Raw genomic sequence first — 18,018 nt, forward strand, 5'->3', positions numbered from 1 at the left:
TGAAATTTTCAATTGAGAAGACCGCATTCTAAAACGCTTGTTGTTGTGTTTTAAAAATTCCCAATAGCTTGCTTCAAATTTCTGAAAAAAGTCATCAATGATGCAGAAGAAATATGTAAAATCGAACATGGTGGCTGAAGGCGTAGGTTGTGTGGTAACTCCCTAATGGCTTTCAGCCACCTTTTTTTCAAGTTAATTTCTTATCCGCGATTCAGGTTAATTTAAGATAATATTGAAACTTATATTTAACAGGTTAATTAATATAAACATAAAACTGTATTTTCTCTTCGTTTGTGACCTCCTCTCTTTATCCCTATACTTCTCTATGCATTTGTCAGATTAGGTCTACTTGGATTTTATTCCCTGTTGAAATATCAAAAATTTATTGAGTTTTGGTTACTCTTTTAAGGCATTTTTTCTCTTTCAAAGTAAGTGGAAAAACATCTTCGAGTGATTAAAATCGCTGCATGACAGTTAACTAACGCTTTCCAATGCTCTTTTTGAACCCCAATCATCTTGATCAATTTATAGCATGAATTATTTTTTCATTATGGTGTAAAATTTGGCGCTAAATGCAAACTGCGTCCTTTATCTAAATATAGATTTTTTTTGCAGGTTGCACCACCATGATTAAAGGCACGATTTTTAATGACTCTCACCAACCCCATTGAAACTACTCAATCTCCACGAATCAGTGTCGCGCCGATGATGGATTGGACCACCAGAGACTATCGTTTCTTCGCACGTCTATTTAATCCGAATATCATTCTTTATACTGAAATGGTGACAACGGGTGCCATCATTCATGGTGATGCCAAACGTCATTTGGACTTTAATCACAAAGAACAGCCAATTGTATTGCAGCTTGGCGGTTCCAATCCAAAAGACTTAGCGACCTGTAGCAAAATGGCGCAAGACTGGGGTTACAATGAAGTCAACCTGAATGTGGGCTGCCCCAGCGACCGGGTACAAAACAATAAAATTGGCGCGTGTTTAATGGCAGAGCCTGACTTGGTGGCGGAATGTATTGCTAAAATGCGCAATGCAGTAGACATTCCGGTTACTGTAAAACACCGGATCGGGATTGATGACATGCAGTCTTATGAAGAAATGCTGCATTTTGTCGATACCGTAGCTAAAACTGGTTGTGACAACTTTATTGTGCATGCCCGTATTGCCTTGCTTCAGGGTTTATCCCCTAAAGAAAACCGCGATGTGCCGCCTTTGCGTTATGAAGATGTCTATCGTTTAAAACAGGATCGTCCTGATCTGCTGATAGAGATCAACGGCGGAATTAAAACCTTGGCTGAAACGCAAGAGCATTTAAAACATGTCGATGGTGTGATGATTGGTCGTGAAGCCTACCATAATCCTTACCTGCTAGCTGAACTTGGGCAACTCTGGAATTTAGAAGCTCCAGATCGTTTTGATATTATGGCGCAAATGATGCCGTATATTGCCAAGCGCATGCAAGAAGGTGCACCGCTTTCCATTATTACCCGTCATATTTTGGGACTATTCCAGAATTTGCCAGGTACACGTAAATGGCGTCAAGCTTTAAGCGGTGGCAATGCCAAAACTTTAAAAGATGTAGAAACGGCGTTAATCAATATTCAGGAAGCCATGCAACGCACTGAAGATTATTTGAAAGAAAATCAGGGTGATTTGGCTTCAAATTAATTGCAAGTAATCTCATAATCAGCAATGTCAGTTCGTTTGAAATGGGCTGACATTTTTTTTGAATCTTGATTCATGCGCTGTCTTTATATTCTGCTGACTAAAGAAGTTTGATACAGCTTGCTATGACAATCAGTGAAAAAACTGCTGGCTTAGCTTACTCTAGATTTTCATCCTTCTTAATTCTGAACAATAAATGTGGATAAACTCAGTGATGATTATAAACAGCATGTCCGTGTTCTTTAACCGCTGCAATTTTTCTGCCTTCCACTTTGGCTTGTTCTAATTTACCATCCTGAACCAATAGTCTGGTTTTCTCAATCTCTGCCAACAGTTGATCATATAAAGCATCTGAGCTCGGTGCTTTTGCATCATGATTTTTTAATTTCACTTGTTTTGCATCTAAAGCTGCAGCTTTCATATAATCCAGCGCTTTCAGCGCATCAGTCTGATTTTCTGCCTTATTAAACACTTTAAAGTTTTTTGCCAGCATATCCATATTCTGTTCAAGCTTGGCTGCAAAACTCAAGCTGCTGAATGACAAAGCAACTGAAAGCGCCACTGTGGCTAAAATTTTTTTGATCATGTGAGTATCCTTTTAAAGATCCATTTAAAAATGGGGATTATGATTGCCGTTATTATTGTTGCTATTTAATGGTTCTGAATATTTGTATATTAAGTATTAAACATAATGTAAATGCCATAAAAAATGCAACGGATTCGTTGCATTTTAATGAAGATGTTCAGCTTTTTTAAACCGGTTCTATTTCATGGTGCAAGGCATCATGAATGGCTTCCACCAGCTGCTGCGCAATTTCCTGTTTTGAAGCTTTTTCCAGATCACGTTTCTGCATGTGATACTGCTCGGCAAAGAACACAATCATGGCATTTTCATCCGAAGCAAAACCAATATCGGCACGTGATACATCATTACAGGCAATCATGTCGAGTTTTTTCGCCACCAGCTTGCCTGCTGCATATTCTTCAACGTTACGCGTTTCCGCAGCAAATCCGACCATAAAGGGACGTTTTTGCTGTTGCGCAATGGTCGCCACAATATCTGGATTTTTAATGAGGGAAACATTCAGCTCATTACCGGCTTTTTTGATTTTGTGCTCGGCAACTTCAGCCACGCGATAATCTGCCACCGCAGCTGTGGCAATAAAGATATCGCAACCTTCATCCAGCATTTGCATGCTGACGTCCAGCATTTGTACTGCAGATGAAACATTCATACGGCGTACACCATTCGGCGTATCCAGACTGACGGGGCCTGCAATCAATGTCACTTTCGCACCGGCGGCATAGCAGGCCGCAGCCAAGGCAAAGCCCATCTTCCCGGTACTATGGTTTGAAATATAGCGGACTGGATCAATCGCTTCACGGGTTGGCCCTGCAGTCACCACTACATGTTTGCCGGCAAGCATGCCAAATTTTTCAGCAATGGCACGTTGTGCTCTATGAAAATACACAGTCACTTGTCGTGCCAAATCCTCCGGCTCAGGCATACGTCCCAAACCAACATCGCCACAGGCCTGTGAACCGGAATCCGGCATAATCACATGCACACCATCTTCAACCAGCGTATTTAAATTACGCTGTGTAGCTTTGGCTGCCCACATTTGTTGATTCATGGCTGGAGCAACCCAAACTGGAGATTTAGTCGCCAAATATAATGTACTGAGTAAATCATCTGCCAAACCTGCAGCAAATTTCGCCAGGGTGTCACAACTTGCAGGCGCAACCAGCAATAAATCGGCCCAACGCGCCAGCTCAATATGCCCCATCCCTGCCTCGGCTTCAGGATTAAGTAATTCAGTGTGAACTGGATTTCCCGACAAAGCCTGAAAGGTTAGTGGTGTAATAAATGCTTGCGCACCTTGCGTCATCACCACACGGACATTAAAGCCGGCATCTTTTAAGCGACGAACTAAAATGGCACTTTTATAGGCCGCGATACCACCGGTTACAGCTAAAACAATGTTCTTATTTGGAATCACACTCAAATCGAAGCTCACAAACAGGCTACCTTTGTGTTGCAGTGGCGCTCACAATATCATTAAATAAAGTCCTGCCCAAGTCAGCACTTCGGTCTAATCACTATCATTAATAACAAAAAAGTCTAAAAACAATGAATTCATCGATTAAACATTGGCCAGAACAGGAATGTCCACGTGAAAGACTGATTCAGCACGGTGCATCCAGTTTGTCAGATGCATAACTGTTGGCGAGCTTTTTACGTTCAGGTTCCAAACAATATTCAGCGGTTGGACTGTCACGGCTTCTGTTGCAGCATGTCGGCAGATTAAACTCTATTTTTGATTTCAGGCTTCAGGATTTAAGCCAGTTTCAAGGCATAGGCGAAACCAAATATGCCCAGCTGATGGCAGTCCAAGAACTGGGAAGACGTTATAGCGCGCAGCTTTTAAAACAAAAAAAATTGAATTGAACAACTCAAGAACCCTAATAGATTTTTTGAAATTTGAACTGCTAGATGAAGCCCAAGAAGTTTTGCCGTGCTTTGCCTCGATGTTCATTTAAGAAAAATAAGCTTTAAAAAAATGTTCTATGGTTCACTCAATTCCTGTGAAATTTCGATGAATCAATTGCTGCGTTATGCCTTAATCACCATACCAGTAACATTGTGATTGCGCATAACCATCCTTTTGGTATGCCACTACCTTCCAATGCAGATATTCAGTTAACCCAGCGTATTTTAACTGCCTGTGACTTATTGGAAATTTGCCTGATTGATCCTTGTATTACTTCTCCAGAATAAACCTGTTCATTTGCGGAATATGGACTTATTCAGGCTCAATATTAAATGTAACAAATATTGACAACAGCCCCGCTAACGCAGAAGATTAATGAAAATTTTGACGATACTAATAACATGATTGTTCGCGAACAACCGAGCATATTTAAGTTGCTATTTTCCTGGCGTGGAACCATTTTACCCAAGGTTTTACCACCCTTAGGTGTTGTCATGCTTATTTCCGCTTTGATTGGTGGATTATCTTATGTGGGCTATTTTCACTTCCCCGAACTTCCTTTGGTGGGCTTTACTTTAATTGGTGTCGTTCTATCCATTTTTCTGGGGTTTAAGAATACGGCATGTTATGACCGCTGGTGGGAAGCACGTAAACTTTGGGGCATGCTGATTGCCAATGCCCGGCATTTTGACCGCGATTGCCGTATGCTCAGTCAGGGGCGCCGTGAACGTGTGATTCAGCATGTGATTGTGTTTGCCAATGTTCTGCGTGATCGTTTACGCCATCAAACAGCGAACCCACTGGCATTGGTTGAAACCAGTGGCATGAGCCAACAGGCTGTAACCCAGCTTTACCAACAAGCCAATGCACCGCAATACACCTTGAGTTTGATTCAGTGGGAATTGATGCAAGCCCTTAAAGACGGTGAGATTTCGGATATTATTTATACCCAGATGAACCAGCATGTCGCTGAACTGAGTCTGGTACAAACCGGTTGCGACCGTATTGCGACCACCCCTTTGCCATTTGCTTATTCGGTTCTGCTGAATCGTACCGTATATTTTTTCTGTTTCATGTTGCCGTTTAGCTTAGGGTCGACTCTAGGCTTAGCAACACCGTTAATGGTCGGTATTTTGGCTTATACCTTTTTGGGCTTAGATGCGCTCAGCTCAGAAATTGAAGAACCGTTTGGTACGCAAAGTAATGACTTGCCACTCGATGCGATGGTTCGTACCATCGAGATTGAATTACTGGGAACTTTGGGAAAACCAACTCCTCCTCCAATTCAGGCGCAGGATCATAATTTGCTTTAATTTATTACCTCTCCCTAGCCCTCTACTTCTAAGAGAGGGTGAGTGAGAAGTTAAAATATTAAACAACAAAACTTTCCCAGATCCCCACTTGCCCTTCTTTAAGGCGCGGGATATTGCCCAATCGAATCCATGGCATATGATCGCCATGAAAATCACTCCCCACAGAAACCTTTAAATCAAATTCCTCAATCATACGATCGACCATCTGACGTGTAGAAGCCGGTTCAATTGCAGGAGGAAGCTCCACGGCGTCTCCACCGAATTTGGCAAATATCTCAATCAAATAACGGATATTGGTAGCGGATAAATCATATTTGGTTGGATGTGCCAATACGGCATAGCCTTGGCTGGCATGAATAACTTTGATGGTTTCTTCCAAACCCAACCCGTCAAATTTCACATAGGCTTTTTTGCCTTCTTTAATATATTTATCGAAAGCCTGTTGCGGACGGTTCACAATCTTTTTTTCGACTAGGGTTTTGGCAATATGGGTACGGGTAATACGGTCTGCAATGCCATCTACTTGGGCCATAACATCGGCATAAATGTCCTGACCAATTAATGGAATCAGCAAATCACAAATCTGTTTTGCGCGAATGGCGCGAATCTGTTTTTGTTGCTCCAGTAAAATCTGCAAGGGCTCTGGATTTTGCATATTCAAGGCAACAATATGCACCCCGTAACTTTTTTGAGTTGCCGGTCGTGACCATTGACTGGAAATTTCCACACCTGAAATAATGTTCAATGGTAAATCTAATGCAACTTTTTCAGCTAATTTTAAGCCATCCATAGTATCGTGGTCAGTCAGCGCAAGGGTATGAATACCTTTTTCAACGGCTGCATGCACAAGTTGCTCTGGAGACAAAGTTCCATCAGAAATATTACTGTGTGTATGTAAATCTACGCCTTGCATCACTTATACTACGTCATTTATTTGATCAGATTTAGATACTCTAACATGAAAGCACTTTTAGACTTTGTGCCACTCATTATTTTCTTTTATTTATATAAAACCGTTGATCCCAAAGATACTGAGCATCCCCTGCTTCAATTAATTGGTTCTGCAGGCGGTATAGATAATAATAATATTTTGGTTGCAACCACTGGCCTGATTATTTCTATGCTTGTGGTATATGGGGCTTTGTTTGTTATACAAAAATTCCGTTTAGACAAGCAACAATGGATCGTGTTGTTTATGACGGTGATTTTTGGTGGCGTCACTTTAATGCTCAGCGATGATTTTTATATTCGTTTGAAAGCAGTTTTGTTAAATATTATTTTCGCAGGTGCATTCTTACTTTCGCCTTATGTGATGAAAGACAAGAAACCGCTGATTCAACGTCTATTTGGTCCAATCTTCAATTTAACGGTAAAAGGCTGGAAGAATTTAAATTTTGCCTGGGCTGGAATGTTCATATTCATGTCCTGCTTACATATTTTCTTCGCTTTTTTATTTTTAAGTGGAAAATATTGGGGCGAATTCACTGCATTTGGTGACATGATTGTGATGTTTTCCTTTATCATTATTCAGTTTATTATCTTGCGCAAACATTTTAAGTCGCCTGAAGAATAATTTAGGTCAACCGATCGAGAAAGAATATGCCCTTATTCGTCGTAAGCTGTACAGATAACGAAGGTACAGTAGAAAAACGTCTTGCTACTCGCCCACAACATCTTGAACGTCTGCAAAAATTAAATGATGAAGGTCGCTTAATTGTTGCAGGTGCCATGCCTAAAGATCCTGGCAATCCACAAGCCGGTTTCTATGGCAGTACCATTATTGTTGACTTTGACTCACGTGAAGCGCTTGATGCATGGCTACAAGAAGAGCCTTTCTTAAAAGAAGGCGTATACGGTCATATTGATGTGAAACCTTTTAATAAAGCTTTCCCTCAAGGATAAAATCATGCGCGTTGTTGTTTCAAGCTTATTGGGTTTATCTCTTATCTGTTCAACTGCATGGGCGGTAGAAACCGCTCCTGTTGCTCCCGCTCCTAATGTAGCGACTGCTGCTCAAGCAACGACTGCAACACCACCGCCACAGCCCCAAAAACCACAAACGTTGCCTGCAAATAAACCCGGCACTGTTCCTGCTGCCGGGGGCATTGATGCCAACGGTCTACCTTTAGAAACAAAACCGTTAACGGCCGAACAACTTGCAAAAAATAAAGTCTTGCAAGAAGCTAAAGTTAAAGCTTTAGTTAAGGATCAGGCCACCCGCTTACAACAATTGGAAAAAGCCAATTTAGATGCCTTGTCGCAAAACCAGGAACTGCAATTGAAAAATGACAGCTTGGGTGTCCAAGTTCAAGTTTTACAAAGTGAACGTAGTGCACAAATGTTTTTATACGGTGCTGCAACCATTGCAGTCGGTGTCTTGCTGGGTTTCTTGATTGCAAGTTATGTCTATACCAAACGTCGTCGTCAATGGTAAAACATCTCTCTTTTGCTTTAAAGGTTGCTTAGCTTTTGTCGAGTGCAATTCAAACTGCTGATCTTGATTGGCAATGTGTTGACGGAATTGATATTCCTGTTTCCAAACAGTTTGGCGACATCTATTTTTCCAGAGACAATGGTTTACTCGAAACCCGACATGTCTTTTTAAAGGGCAACAACCTTGCAACACGTTTGGCAAAGCTGCAGGATTTTGAATACTTTTGTGTTGGTGAAACTGGCTTTGGTACAGCGCTAAATGCTTTGGCGTTATGGCAAATGTGGCAACAGCTTCGTCCTAATAACCAAAGTCATCTGCACTTGATCAGTGTAGAAAAGTTTCCACTTACGAAAGCCGATTTCATTCGTGCACTCAAGGTCTGGTCAGAACTGCAGCCTTTAGCCGAGCAGCTGATCGAGCAATATCCACTGCCTATCGCCGGCTGTCACCGACTGAACTTTCCTGACGATCGTTTTTCCATTGATCTATGGCTTGGCGATGCCAATGATGTTTTGCCGGTCATTGCCAAAACCAAAGCTGTAGATGCGTGGTTTCTAGATGGCTTCGCACCTTCTTGCAATCCCGATCTTTGGCAAGACAATGTTTTAAGCCATATTGTCCGACTTTCTGACTATGGAACGACTTTTTCATCTTTTAGTGTGGCGGGTGTTTTAAAACGGGGTTTAAACGCGCATGGAATGACAATTTCTCTTCCACCCGGCTTTAAGCATAAACGTCAAATGCTTACAGCAATCTGGAATCTTCCAGAAGTTGAAGATCAACAAGTGCTTCAGTCAAAATCCATAGAGACAGACCCATCCAGATTAAAAAATTCAGCTTCAGCATTTAAACAACGTAAAATTGCGATTATTGGCGCAGGAATAGCCGGTTTAAGTTGTGCCTATGCATTTGCTAGTCGTGGTCATCAAATCACAATTTACGATCAATCAGCGCCTCTGGCGGGAGCCTCTGGTAATCCACTGGCATTACTCAATCCCAGATTAGGTCGCATTGAGCAAAGTGCTGAGCATCTGGTCACTTTGGCATGGCAATATGCCATTCCGCATTATCAAAAATTCAAAGCTTTTCGCCCAACTCAGGTGAACCAATTGGCGCTTAAACAGGAAGATGATTTACTTGAGCTGGCAGAGCAATATCCACACGGGGTATTTGCAGAAAAAGTAAATCAAAGTGAGCTTGAAACCGAATTTTCGAGTTTGAAATTATTACAAGCGGGTACGGTTTCACCGCATCAATTACGTGATCAAATCTTAGAGCATCCTGCAATTCAATTTCAGCAAGCGGAAGTTGTTGAATTAAAGACCGCATCTAACATTCAAGTGATCGACAGCAAGCAGCAATGTTTGGGTGAATTTGATCATGTGATTGTTTGTGCCGCCCTAAATAGCAAAAACTTTGCGCAACAATTTCCAAAACTTAAACCAAATCGTGGTCAAGTCAGTTGGGTGAATAATGCGAGTGAGCCGTTGCAGCCGGAACAGGCATATAGCTACGGGGGTTATTGCATGCAGCTGGATCAGCAGCATCTGATTTTAGGCGCTTCATTTCATCCGGATCGCAATGATAATGAAGTCTTAACTGAAGATCATATACATAACTATACGATGCTCCACAGTGTCTTTCCAAATTATGCGCAATCTTTGCCGCCTGTGAAAACCTGGCAAGGTCGTGCATCAGTACGGATACAAAGCCCTGACTATTTCCCCTTGCTTGGAAAAATCCAGCCAGATGCTGAAATCTATACTTTTACTGCTTTAGGCTCCAAAGGCTTTTTATTTGCACCACTGTGTAGTGAGGTTATGGCTGCTCAAGTTTTAGCAGAAGCCTGCCCCCTCACTTCATATTGGGTCAATAAACTCAATCCAAGACGTTTTATTAAAAAAGTAAAACCGAAAAAGCCTTACTATCAGAAACCGCCAACAAGTTCGCTTTAAAAACACAGCAAAATAAAATCCCTCCTTTAAATAGAGAGGGATGAATTGGATTCATTTCTAGCCATGAAAAAAGCACCTTACGGTGCTTTTTTCTTAAGCGCCCTGTTCTAAAGGGAATCCTGCATCGCGCGCAGCACGAGTGCCACCCATCAATACAACATACTCACGTGAGCCGTCTAAGGTTTCTAACTTTTCAGCAGCACGCGGTGCTTTACTTCCACCACCACATAAAATGTAAATGGGCTGATCCGACTCCACCTGAGTTAAGCTGTCTGCATTCAAGTCATCTATGGGCTGATTTACAGCACCTTTTACATGACCTTCGGCAAAGGCTTTTGTATCACGAACATCCCAGATAACTGCATTTTCTGGGAACTCAAATGTTGTAATTTCTTGTTTACGGATCATTGTGCACTCCTTTGATGTAAACAACACTTGGCAAATGAAGAAAACATCCCTAGCATCTCAGATATTCTTTCCCTTTGTAAAGGTCTAAACCATGCCTTCTTTCGATATTGTCTCTGAATTAGAAATTTTTGAAGTAAATCATGCCGTTCAAAACACGCAAAAAGAGATTGCGACACGTTTTGACTTTCGCGGCCAAGACGTTTCTATTGAATTGAGCGAAAAAAATAAAGAAATCAAAATTACAACAGAAAGCGATTTTCAATGTGAACAAGTATACAGCATGCTGGAAAATCATTTCTTTAAACGTAAGGTGGATATTCAGGCTCTTGACCCACAAAAAATGACTGCTTCAGGTAAAAATGTTATTCAAGTGATTAAGCTTAAAGATGGTCTTGACTCAGATACCGCAAAAAAAATTAATAAAGCCATTAAAGAAAGCGGCATTAAAGTGCAATCTTCTATTCAAGGCGACAAGATTCGTGTAACTGACAAGAAACGCGATACTTTGCAACAAATTATGGCTTTCTTAAAAGAACAACAATTTGGTGTACCTTTGCAGTTTAATAACTTTAAAGACTAATGCATTGATGCAATAAAACCTCTAGGAACTTTATGATACCGACCAATCGCTTATCAAAACTGGTTAAAGCAACGTCTAAACTACCCAAAGGAATCCGCAGTACACTGTGGAGCAAAGCGTTTGGTCGGGTCGTGCCGATGGTGGGTAGCGCCAATATTCGCTATCTGGAATTAAGCCACTCAAAAGTAGTGGTAAAAATTGAAAACCATCATGCCACACGAAACCATATTGGTCAGGTGCATGCCTGCGCCATGGCATTAATTGCTGAAACAGCCACCGGTTTTGTTACAGGAATGAATGTCCCTGACTCGTGTATTGTACTTATTAAAAGTTTCAAAATTGATTTTAAACGCCCAACTAGGGGTGCCATGATTGCAACTGCAACACTCACCGATGAGCAGCAAAAACTGATGCAAAGCACCGAAAAAGGTGAAACGCTAGTTACAGTAAAAGTAACTGATGAATCGGGTGAAGAACCGATTCAATGCGAAATGCTCTGGGCTTGGGTATCCAAGTCACAATTAAACAAATAATCTTATTATGATTATTTAAAACTGGTTTAAGTGATGAATTTTTTGATATGTAAAAATTTCTTAACTTAAAATAAACCAGATGCTGGTTTAAAAATTCAAATAAAAAAGCCCAAGCATGATTGGGCTTTTTTATGATGTCTTATTATGCAGGGTGTGATGCTAAATATTTTTGTTTTACATCCTCTGGAATTTGACGCTTTCCACCTTTTACATCTACCGCGACAAAGGTAAACACCCCTTCAGTCACACGAAGGGGTTCACGTGAATCGTCATGGCTGTCCCATACTTCAATCTGCATTTGGATTGAAGTATTCCCCACTTTTAAAATTTTGGTATAACAACTAATGACATCACCAACTTTTACCGGAACCAAAAAAGTCATCTGATTAATCGAAATGGTGGCACAACGCCCTTTACTAAAACGCTCTGCGTGAATTGCGCCTGCTAAGTCCATTTGTGAAACAATCCACCCACCAAAAACATCACCACTCCAGTTGGTATCTGCCGGCATCGCAATGGTTTGAAGGGAAAGGGTTCCTTCAGGTTTTATATGAGTATCTGACACATTAGCTCCCAGTTTTGGCATTTAATTGTTGATCCAGCCACTGTTGCAGCTCTGTAGATCGTAAAGCACCGCTTATTCTAGCAATTTCGTTGGCTTTATTCATCAAAACTAAAGTGGGAATACTCCGCACATTAAAAGCGCCACTGAGTCGGGGTGATTGTTCCGTATTAATTTTCGCAAAAATTACTTTCGGATTTTGTTTGGCCACTTGTTCAAAATGAGGAGCCATCATTTTACAAGGACCACACCAATCTGCCCATAAATCAATAAGTACAGGCAAATCACTATGAGTGACGAAGTTACTAAAATTGTGTTCATTCAATTCAATGGGAGCCAAAGGAATAAGCGCATGTTGACACTGGCCACAGTTTGGATTTGCCTCAAGTTTATCTTCTGGCACTCGGTTTCTAGCTCCACATGCCGGACACACAATAATCATTTAGCTTACTCCAATATGTTGATGTAAGAAGTCTAATTGGGTAGAGATGGCTTTTTCAAACCATTGACCATGATAAATATCAAAATGCTGCATATCCCACTCATGATATTGTACATAAGGGGCAATATTGGTTGCTGTTTCCCGACTTGACTCAATAGGTATCAGACTATCTTGTTTCGAAGCAATAAACAGAACAGGGACACTGATTTTACGCACATCTTGAATAGGACGGTAACGAATTAAATTAAAAAAAATCCGTGCTGGAATCTCGCCACTCCAAAAATAATCTGGATTAACAATGGATAAATATCCGTCATAACTATCGGCTGTCGGCATAAAACATAAACCTTTCTTGCTCACCACCGGTAAAGTTTTCGGGGACATGCCCACTTTTGCACCCATATAGTCCTGACTTGATATTTTTAATGCTTTCGGTAGTTGTTGTAAAGAGTAAAGCTTTGCACTTTCTGTTCCATCCACGAAAGGAATTTGTGCAATTACAGCCTGAACATTTTTTAATTCTGCCGCCAAATTTAAGACATACCCCCCGCTTAAAGAGGTACCCCAAAGTACGATCCGTCGCGTATCTACTGATTTTCGCTCTAAAATATGCGCAATCATGGTTCGCCAATCTTCTAATTGGGATTGAATCGATACCAATTCACGTGGACGTCCTGTGCTCCCACCCCAATAACGATAATCAAACAATACCACTGCATAACCCGCTTGAGCAAAACGTTTGGCATACTGAATCAGTTTAAATTGACGTAGGGCTGCCAGACCATGCGCCATAATAATTACTGCAGGTTTTTGTGTAGTTTTAGGACGATAAAAATCTGCAGCAATAACCTCTTGCCCACTATTTACATACAGTGGTTCAACTGTATAGGAATGCATACGCGCTCCATTGCGTTATTTTATGGTTGTAATCGCTTATAAAAATTTCAACAGATTAAGCTCGAGTTTCAGCTTAATGCTATCATAAAGCATAAATCTATTTAACGAATGATGGAGTGACGAAATGAGCGAAAATGTCGGCTTTGCAGGTCAAATTACCCCGGAACAGGTAGCACAAGTAGTTGAGAAGGGTTTTAAATCAATTATCAACAACCGTCCGGATATGGAAGGTGGGCCAGAACAACCTACAAGTGCACAAATCGAAGAAGCTGCACGCAATGCAGGTTTGGATTATGTTTTTCAACCTGTTGTTGCAGGTCAAATTACTGAAATCGACGTTCGTACATTTGCCAATCATTTCAATGAACTTCCAAAACCTGTGTTAATGTTCTGCCGTACCGGCAACCGTTCAAATAACTTATATCAACTCGCAAAGCAAATGGATTTACTGGAGGATTAAGCACGTTGTTTATAGTGCTTTCTTCAGTTTAATTTTGACCTGTAATACACGGACCTTTGCTGAAAGCTACTGGTTGAACTCATAGTTTAAATGCTTAGCTAAGTGTTATAGGTCAAATGACTCAGATAGATTTAAAATTTTGATTTATAAAGATTTTAAATCAGCTATCGTGAATCGTTCCGATCAGAAACAAGGTAATCTGGCTTCAATTAATCAATTGCTCAATATTGTTGAACAAGCCCAAGTTAGTGTTATTTATCAATTGATTACCAGTACTCAAGTGTCTGCTACAGACGTAATTTAATTTGCAAAATATTATAATGAGCTTCCAAAAACAATTTTAATGATATGTCGAAGTGGCATACGCTCTTCAATTTAATGAAGCGAAAAAACTAGGATTGCTCAATGAATAAAATGATTCTTATACTACTTATTTCATGTGTCTTTACAGGATGTAGCTCGATGAATGTTCGACCTACGGTTGGAGTGAGTATGGGAACTTCAATTTAAATCTCCCCCATTAAAAACAGCGCCGAAGCGCTGTTTTTTTATTCTTAAAACTTAACGATAAGTAGCATAGAAATTCGAAACTTTACCATTTGGAGCTGTGGTTGTAATTTTGAAATTATCTCCAGCAGCACAATCTTTTAAGCGATATTGGTAATAAGTCGAATTAATCACATTGGCAATCGGGTTACTACCTGTAGCCAACTCAGCAGTACATGACTTACTGTTATCCGTTGTATCTTCAGGAGTAACTGCAATTGAAGTACCTGATGGCATTGGGGTTGTTAAAGCACTATTACCAAATAGATTGAAACTTAAAGAAGAACCTGTAGCAGTTAAGTCACGAATAGTGCCAGTACTATCAGCGAAATATAAAACAATTTGTTGACGTAAAATTGCGGATAATTGATTGTCGCATGTCTCTGCAATATTAGGTTGAGAGAATGAAGAAATCCCGCATACTAAAGGTGAACTTGTAAGTGGACGATCATACTTAAATTCACCAATTGTACTATCATAACGATTATTTTCGTTATCATCGCGGAAAAAGCTACCAATATTGTTGAACAATGTATCAATACCTGAGGTATAAATATTATCACCATTGGTATCAATATAACTCTTGTCACCTTCCACATAAGCAAGCACAGATACACGACCATCAGCAGGACGTGGGTTTTGAGTGCTTAACTCAACGGAACATTGACCATCTTTAGTTGAGCATGCACCCCTAACTTTACCGCCTTCTGTAATGAAGTTAACAACAGTTCCATCTGGCACATCGTTACCATTACGATCAGCTAAACGAGCAACAATAGTTGTCACATCACCATCTTTATCATTTTCTAAAGAGTTTTTAGAGACCGACAAACTGAAACTATTTTGAGTCGCGCGACCTGTTGTAATGGTTATATTTTTCGAGAGTGCACTGAATCCGCTCGGTAAAGTTGCTTTAATTTCTACAGGACCAGGAACATCGCCTGGATATACATTTACAACGACTTTACCATTACTGTCACTTTTAACTGTACGATCTAAGGTATTACCAAGGCTAACGAAGCTCGCCCCTTTTGGTGATTTATTTAAACTCAGTGTCACATCTTGATTAGGAAGCACAGCACCATTTGAGTACACAGTAAATTCTAATTGACCACTTGAAGAAGAACCACTACCTTGAACTGGAATTTTGAGATCTTCAATTGCAGTATAAACGATAGAAGTCGCTGTTGCAGCTTGGATATTTAAAGATAAAGATTCAGCTCTTGCAGGTGAATTTTTGGGAGTAGCAGTAATTTTTTGGTTACCACTACATAACTTTCCTGAAGCATCATAAGCATAATAAGTATTAGAAACATTACCTTCGCTTGATGAACTAACAGTAGGATTACTGAACGTACCACATCCAGCTGTAAAACTAACTTGTTGATTATTTTGGTAATTACCTTCAGTATCTTTAATTAAAAGTGTAAGAAGTGTAGATCCGCCTGATTCTAATGAGCTACTTGCTGCTTTAAAGGAATCAATGACAATATCTGTCTTCACAAAACTGACATTTTTAGATTTTGTTGCATTAATATCATTCAAGTTAGCATTCACAGCTAATAGATACGCACCTGTGATATTTGAATCTGTCGGAGTAATACCAATCACAGCTTCGCCATCAGCATTGGTAAATACAGCACTATTAGTTGTACTAAATGTCATATTTTCGCCACTGAATGACACTAAAGCACCACCAACAGGTTTGCCTCTACCATCAGTGACTTTTACTGTGGCTACTACACCTAAAGCTGAAACCAACTGCGTTTCTTTGCCACTTGTATCATTTAATTGAATACTTGAAATTTCTAGAGATTGGACTTCTTCAATATTACCAGCATTATCAGAACCACCAGAATTATTAGAAGAACCTTCTTGATTAAAATATCCTTCACTACCACCACCGCCACAACTTGCCAATAAAACTGCTAAAGTAACAGTTGAAAGCTTCAAACTTATTTGTTTTTTGCTCATTAAAAAAATCCCCAGAATCCCTATAAAAATAGTGTTGTCATTTAATTTATATTGACTGATATGTAATCATACATAGTACTTTATGTAAACAAAAGCATGATAAATGTTTAACTGTGTTAGTTTAAAAAAATATAAAAATGAGAGTTGTTTCACAATGTACGACATCATTATCATCGGTGCTGGTACTGCAGGAATATCAGCGTATAAAGAAGCGATAAAGCATACCCAAAACATTCTTATTATTAATAACGGTCCATGGGATACAACTTGTGCGCGTGTTGGATGTATGCCAAGTAAAGTTTTAATCTCCACAGCCAACAGAATGCACGATATTCAAAATGCCCAAGAAGTTGCGCTAAGGGTTTCAGCTAAAATAGATACTTCTCAAGTAATGCAACACATAAGAGAGCTTCGAGATTACTTTACCAATGCAGTATTAAAAGAAGTTGAGAGTTGGGAAGCTAGCCATAAAATCTCTGGGAAAGCCCATTTCATTAACTCAAATACAGTTCAAGTCAGTCAACAACATTACCAAGCTAAAAGTTTTATTATCGCGGTTGGATCTACTCCCACTATTAATAGAGACTGGAAAAATGAACTTGGCGAAAAACTTATTACATCTGATCAAATCTTTGAACTAGAAACCCTGCCCAAATCATTAGCAGTAATTGGCAGTGGTGTTATAGCTCTTGAACTTGCACAAGCTATGCAACGCTTAGGCATTCAAACCATTGTGTTTGCACGTAGTCGTAAAGTTGGCTCTCTTACTAGTCCAGAACTACAGAATATTGCTCAGATGAGCTTAAGTGAAGAATTAAATATCAAGTTTGGAATCCTTCCAGAACAAGTCAAAAAATTTCGTAATCAAGTTAAAATCAATTACATAGAAAAGGGGACTCAGAGTAGTTTCACTGCCGATTATTTATTGGTCGCAACGGGACGTAACAGTTATTTAGATAGTTTAAGTCTAGAAAACATTGATTCTAAATTTACTGATCTAAAAAAACTTCCTGTAGATCTGCACACTAAACAGCTGGCTGATTATCCAATCTTTATTATTGGTGATGCACATAGCAACTCTCCCATTCAGCATGAAGCGGCTCACGAAGGACGAACTACAGTTCATAATTGCCTAAACTTTCCTAAACTTAAAAATATCAAAACTCTGGCCCCACTAGGCATTGTTTTTAGCCAACCAGAAATGGCTATTGTGGGGCAGAGTTTCAAACAGCTGACTCAATCCAAGATTGAATTTGTTACCGGATTTGTGTCCTACAAAAATCAAGGTCGGGCAATCATTTTGGGTAAAAACCAAGGGGCTATTGAAGTTTATATTGATAAAACAACACGTAAATTTTTAGGAAGCGAACTTTTCGTTGAGTCCGCTGAACACATGGCACATCTATTATGCTGGATGATCGCTGAAGACCTAAGCCTGGATAAAATCCTGGAGAAACCGTTCTACCATCCCACCTTGGAAGAAGGCTTGAGAACCGCCTTTAAACATGCCCGGCGGCAACTGGAATAAAAGCTTCTGTTGATCTTTTTTAGTTCCCTGCGAAAACTTTTCTTTTTTTTTGCTTTTTATTTTCTTTTTTACCTTTATTTCCGCGCATAAAAAAAACCCCCTCTGCCTGTGGCGGAGGGGGTTTTGGAATTAATGAGCTGGCGATGACTTACTCTCACATGGGTAACCCCACACTACCATCAGCGCAAAGAGGTTTCACTTCTGAGTTCGGGAAGGG

At 40.0% G+C, this 18,018-nt stretch carries 19 protein-coding genes and 2 pseudogenes; 12 read left to right on the plus strand and 9 right to left on the minus strand.

Translation table 11 applies throughout. From position 1 onward, the window contains the following. Positions 1 to 129: pseudogene (locus ACKI4H_RS11550) on the minus strand (IS982 family transposase); the annotation flags it as partial. Positions 130 to 648: 519 nt separating this feature from the next. On the opposite strand from ACKI4H_RS11550, the gene dusA reads away from it, so the two are divergent. Continuing rightward, positions 649 to 1,680 carry a tRNA dihydrouridine(20/20a) synthase DusA gene (gene dusA / locus ACKI4H_RS11555; protein ID WP_407305844.1) on the plus strand — a complete coding sequence of 344 codons (1,032 nt, stop codon included), beginning with the start codon at positions 649 to 651 and terminating at the stop codon, positions 1,678 to 1,680. A gap of 205 nt (positions 1,681 to 1,885) precedes the next feature. Here the strand turns inward: dusA and ACKI4H_RS11560 are convergent, their stop codons facing one another. Next, positions 1,886 to 2,263, minus strand: a complete 378-nt coding sequence (locus ACKI4H_RS11560; protein WP_407305846.1) for a cytochrome b562 — start codon at positions 2,261 to 2,263, stop codon at positions 1,886 to 1,888. A gap of 166 nt (positions 2,264 to 2,429) precedes the next feature. After that, a complete protein-coding gene (gene coaBC, locus ACKI4H_RS11565) occupies positions 2,430 to 3,695 on the minus strand; it encodes a bifunctional phosphopantothenoylcysteine decarboxylase/phosphopantothenate--cysteine ligase CoaBC (protein ID WP_407305848.1) in 1,266 nt (421 codons plus the stop codon). A gap of 113 nt (positions 3,696 to 3,808) precedes the next feature. On the opposite strand from coaBC, the pseudogene radC reads away from it, so the two are divergent. Both radC and ACKI4H_RS11575 read left to right on the plus strand, forming a co-directional pair. Further along, positions 3,809 to 4,456, plus strand: a pseudogene (gene radC, locus ACKI4H_RS11570) (DNA repair protein RadC). Between the two features lie 114 nt (positions 4,457 to 4,570). After that, positions 4,571 to 5,482: a bestrophin family protein gene (locus ACKI4H_RS11575; protein WP_407305850.1), complete on the plus strand. Its 912-nt coding sequence runs from the start codon at positions 4,571 to 4,573 to the stop codon at positions 5,480 to 5,482. A gap of 58 nt (positions 5,483 to 5,540) precedes the next feature. On the opposite strand, the gene ACKI4H_RS11580 is transcribed toward ACKI4H_RS11575, so the two are convergent. Further along, positions 5,541 to 6,395, minus strand: a complete 855-nt coding sequence (locus tag ACKI4H_RS11580) for a PHP domain-containing protein (protein ID WP_407305851.1) — start codon at positions 6,393 to 6,395, stop codon at positions 5,541 to 5,543. A gap of 45 nt (positions 6,396 to 6,440) precedes the next feature. Between ACKI4H_RS11580 and ACKI4H_RS11585 the strand changes: the two genes are divergently transcribed. From ACKI4H_RS11585 to mnmC, 4 genes are read left to right on the plus strand one after another with little or no spacing between them, the layout of a single operon-like run. Continuing rightward, positions 6,441 to 7,055 carry a septation protein IspZ gene (locus ACKI4H_RS11585; RefSeq protein WP_407305853.1) on the plus strand — a complete coding sequence of 205 codons (615 nt, stop codon included), beginning with the start codon at positions 6,441 to 6,443 and terminating at the stop codon, positions 7,053 to 7,055. Positions 7,056 to 7,081: 26 nt separating this feature from the next. After that, positions 7,082 to 7,384: a YciI family protein gene (locus ACKI4H_RS11590; RefSeq protein ID WP_407305855.1), complete on the plus strand. Its 303-nt coding sequence runs from the start codon at positions 7,082 to 7,084 to the stop codon at positions 7,382 to 7,384. 4 nt (positions 7,385 to 7,388) lie between these two features. After that, positions 7,389 to 7,916, plus strand: coding sequence for a hypothetical protein (locus tag ACKI4H_RS11595; RefSeq protein ID WP_407305857.1), 528 nt, complete (start codon positions 7,389 to 7,391; stop codon positions 7,914 to 7,916). A gap of 35 nt (positions 7,917 to 7,951) precedes the next feature. Next, positions 7,952 to 9,871 (plus strand): FAD-dependent 5-carboxymethylaminomethyl-2-thiouridine(34) oxidoreductase MnmC, encoded by a 1,920-nt coding sequence (gene mnmC / locus ACKI4H_RS11600; RefSeq protein ID WP_407305859.1) that lies wholly within the window; start codon positions 7,952 to 7,954, stop codon positions 9,869 to 9,871. A gap of 93 nt (positions 9,872 to 9,964) precedes the next feature. On the opposite strand, the gene ACKI4H_RS11605 is transcribed toward mnmC, so the two are convergent. After that, on the minus strand, positions 9,965 to 10,279 hold the full coding sequence (locus tag ACKI4H_RS11605) for a rhodanese-like domain-containing protein (protein WP_407305861.1): 315 nt from the start codon (positions 10,277 to 10,279) through the stop codon (positions 9,965 to 9,967). A gap of 91 nt (positions 10,280 to 10,370) precedes the next feature. Between ACKI4H_RS11605 and ACKI4H_RS11610 the strand changes: the two genes are divergently transcribed. Both ACKI4H_RS11610 and ACKI4H_RS11615 read left to right on the plus strand, forming a co-directional pair. After that, positions 10,371 to 10,859, plus strand: coding sequence for a YajQ family cyclic di-GMP-binding protein (locus tag ACKI4H_RS11610; protein WP_407305863.1), 489 nt, complete (start codon positions 10,371 to 10,373; stop codon positions 10,857 to 10,859). A 32-nt stretch (positions 10,860 to 10,891) separates the two neighbouring features. After that, entirely contained in the window at positions 10,892 to 11,392 is a 501-nt protein-coding gene (locus tag ACKI4H_RS11615) for a DUF4442 domain-containing protein (protein ID WP_407305865.1), read from the plus strand. Positions 11,393 to 11,534: 142 nt separating this feature from the next. On the opposite strand, the gene ACKI4H_RS11620 is transcribed toward ACKI4H_RS11615, so the two are convergent. The 3 genes from ACKI4H_RS11620 to ACKI4H_RS11630 are packed head-to-tail and all read right to left on the minus strand — an operon-like array spanning position 11,535 to position 13,293. Next, positions 11,535 to 11,978 (minus strand): acyl-CoA thioesterase, encoded by a 444-nt coding sequence (locus ACKI4H_RS11620; protein WP_407305867.1) that lies wholly within the window; start codon positions 11,976 to 11,978, stop codon positions 11,535 to 11,537. Next, positions 11,959 to 12,396, minus strand: coding sequence for a thioredoxin TrxC (trxC, locus tag ACKI4H_RS11625; protein WP_407305869.1), 438 nt, complete (start codon positions 12,394 to 12,396; stop codon positions 11,959 to 11,961). The genes ACKI4H_RS11620 and trxC overlap by 20 nt, the downstream gene beginning before the upstream one ends. Then, positions 12,397 to 13,293, minus strand: a complete 897-nt coding sequence (locus tag ACKI4H_RS11630) for an alpha/beta hydrolase (protein WP_407305871.1) — start codon at positions 13,291 to 13,293, stop codon at positions 12,397 to 12,399. A 124-nt stretch (positions 13,294 to 13,417) separates the two neighbouring features. On the opposite strand from ACKI4H_RS11630, the gene ACKI4H_RS11635 reads away from it, so the two are divergent. Then, positions 13,418 to 13,753: a TIGR01244 family sulfur transferase gene (locus ACKI4H_RS11635; RefSeq protein ID WP_407305873.1), complete on the plus strand. Its 336-nt coding sequence runs from the start codon at positions 13,418 to 13,420 to the stop codon at positions 13,751 to 13,753. A gap of 169 nt (positions 13,754 to 13,922) precedes the next feature. Further along, positions 13,923 to 14,057, plus strand: a complete 135-nt coding sequence (locus ACKI4H_RS11640) for a hypothetical protein (RefSeq protein ID WP_407305875.1) — start codon at positions 13,923 to 13,925, stop codon at positions 14,055 to 14,057. Between the two features lie 257 nt (positions 14,058 to 14,314). On the opposite strand, the gene ACKI4H_RS11645 is transcribed toward ACKI4H_RS11640, so the two are convergent. Further along, positions 14,315 to 16,273, minus strand: a complete 1,959-nt coding sequence (locus ACKI4H_RS11645) for a hypothetical protein (RefSeq protein WP_407305877.1) — start codon at positions 16,271 to 16,273, stop codon at positions 14,315 to 14,317. 154 nt (positions 16,274 to 16,427) lie between these two features. Here ACKI4H_RS11645 and ACKI4H_RS11650 point away from each other — a divergent pair, with 154 nt between their 5' ends. Next, the gene (locus ACKI4H_RS11650; protein WP_407305879.1) at positions 16,428 to 17,801 is read left to right on the plus strand and encodes a dihydrolipoyl dehydrogenase; all 1,374 of its coding nucleotides are present in this window, start codon (positions 16,428 to 16,430) and stop codon (positions 17,799 to 17,801) included. Positions 17,802 to 18,018: the final 217 nt, after the last annotated feature.

It is taken from the genome of Acinetobacter sp., from assembly GCF_045628685.1.
Taxonomy (GTDB): Bacteria; Pseudomonadota; Gammaproteobacteria; order Pseudomonadales; family Moraxellaceae; genus Acinetobacter.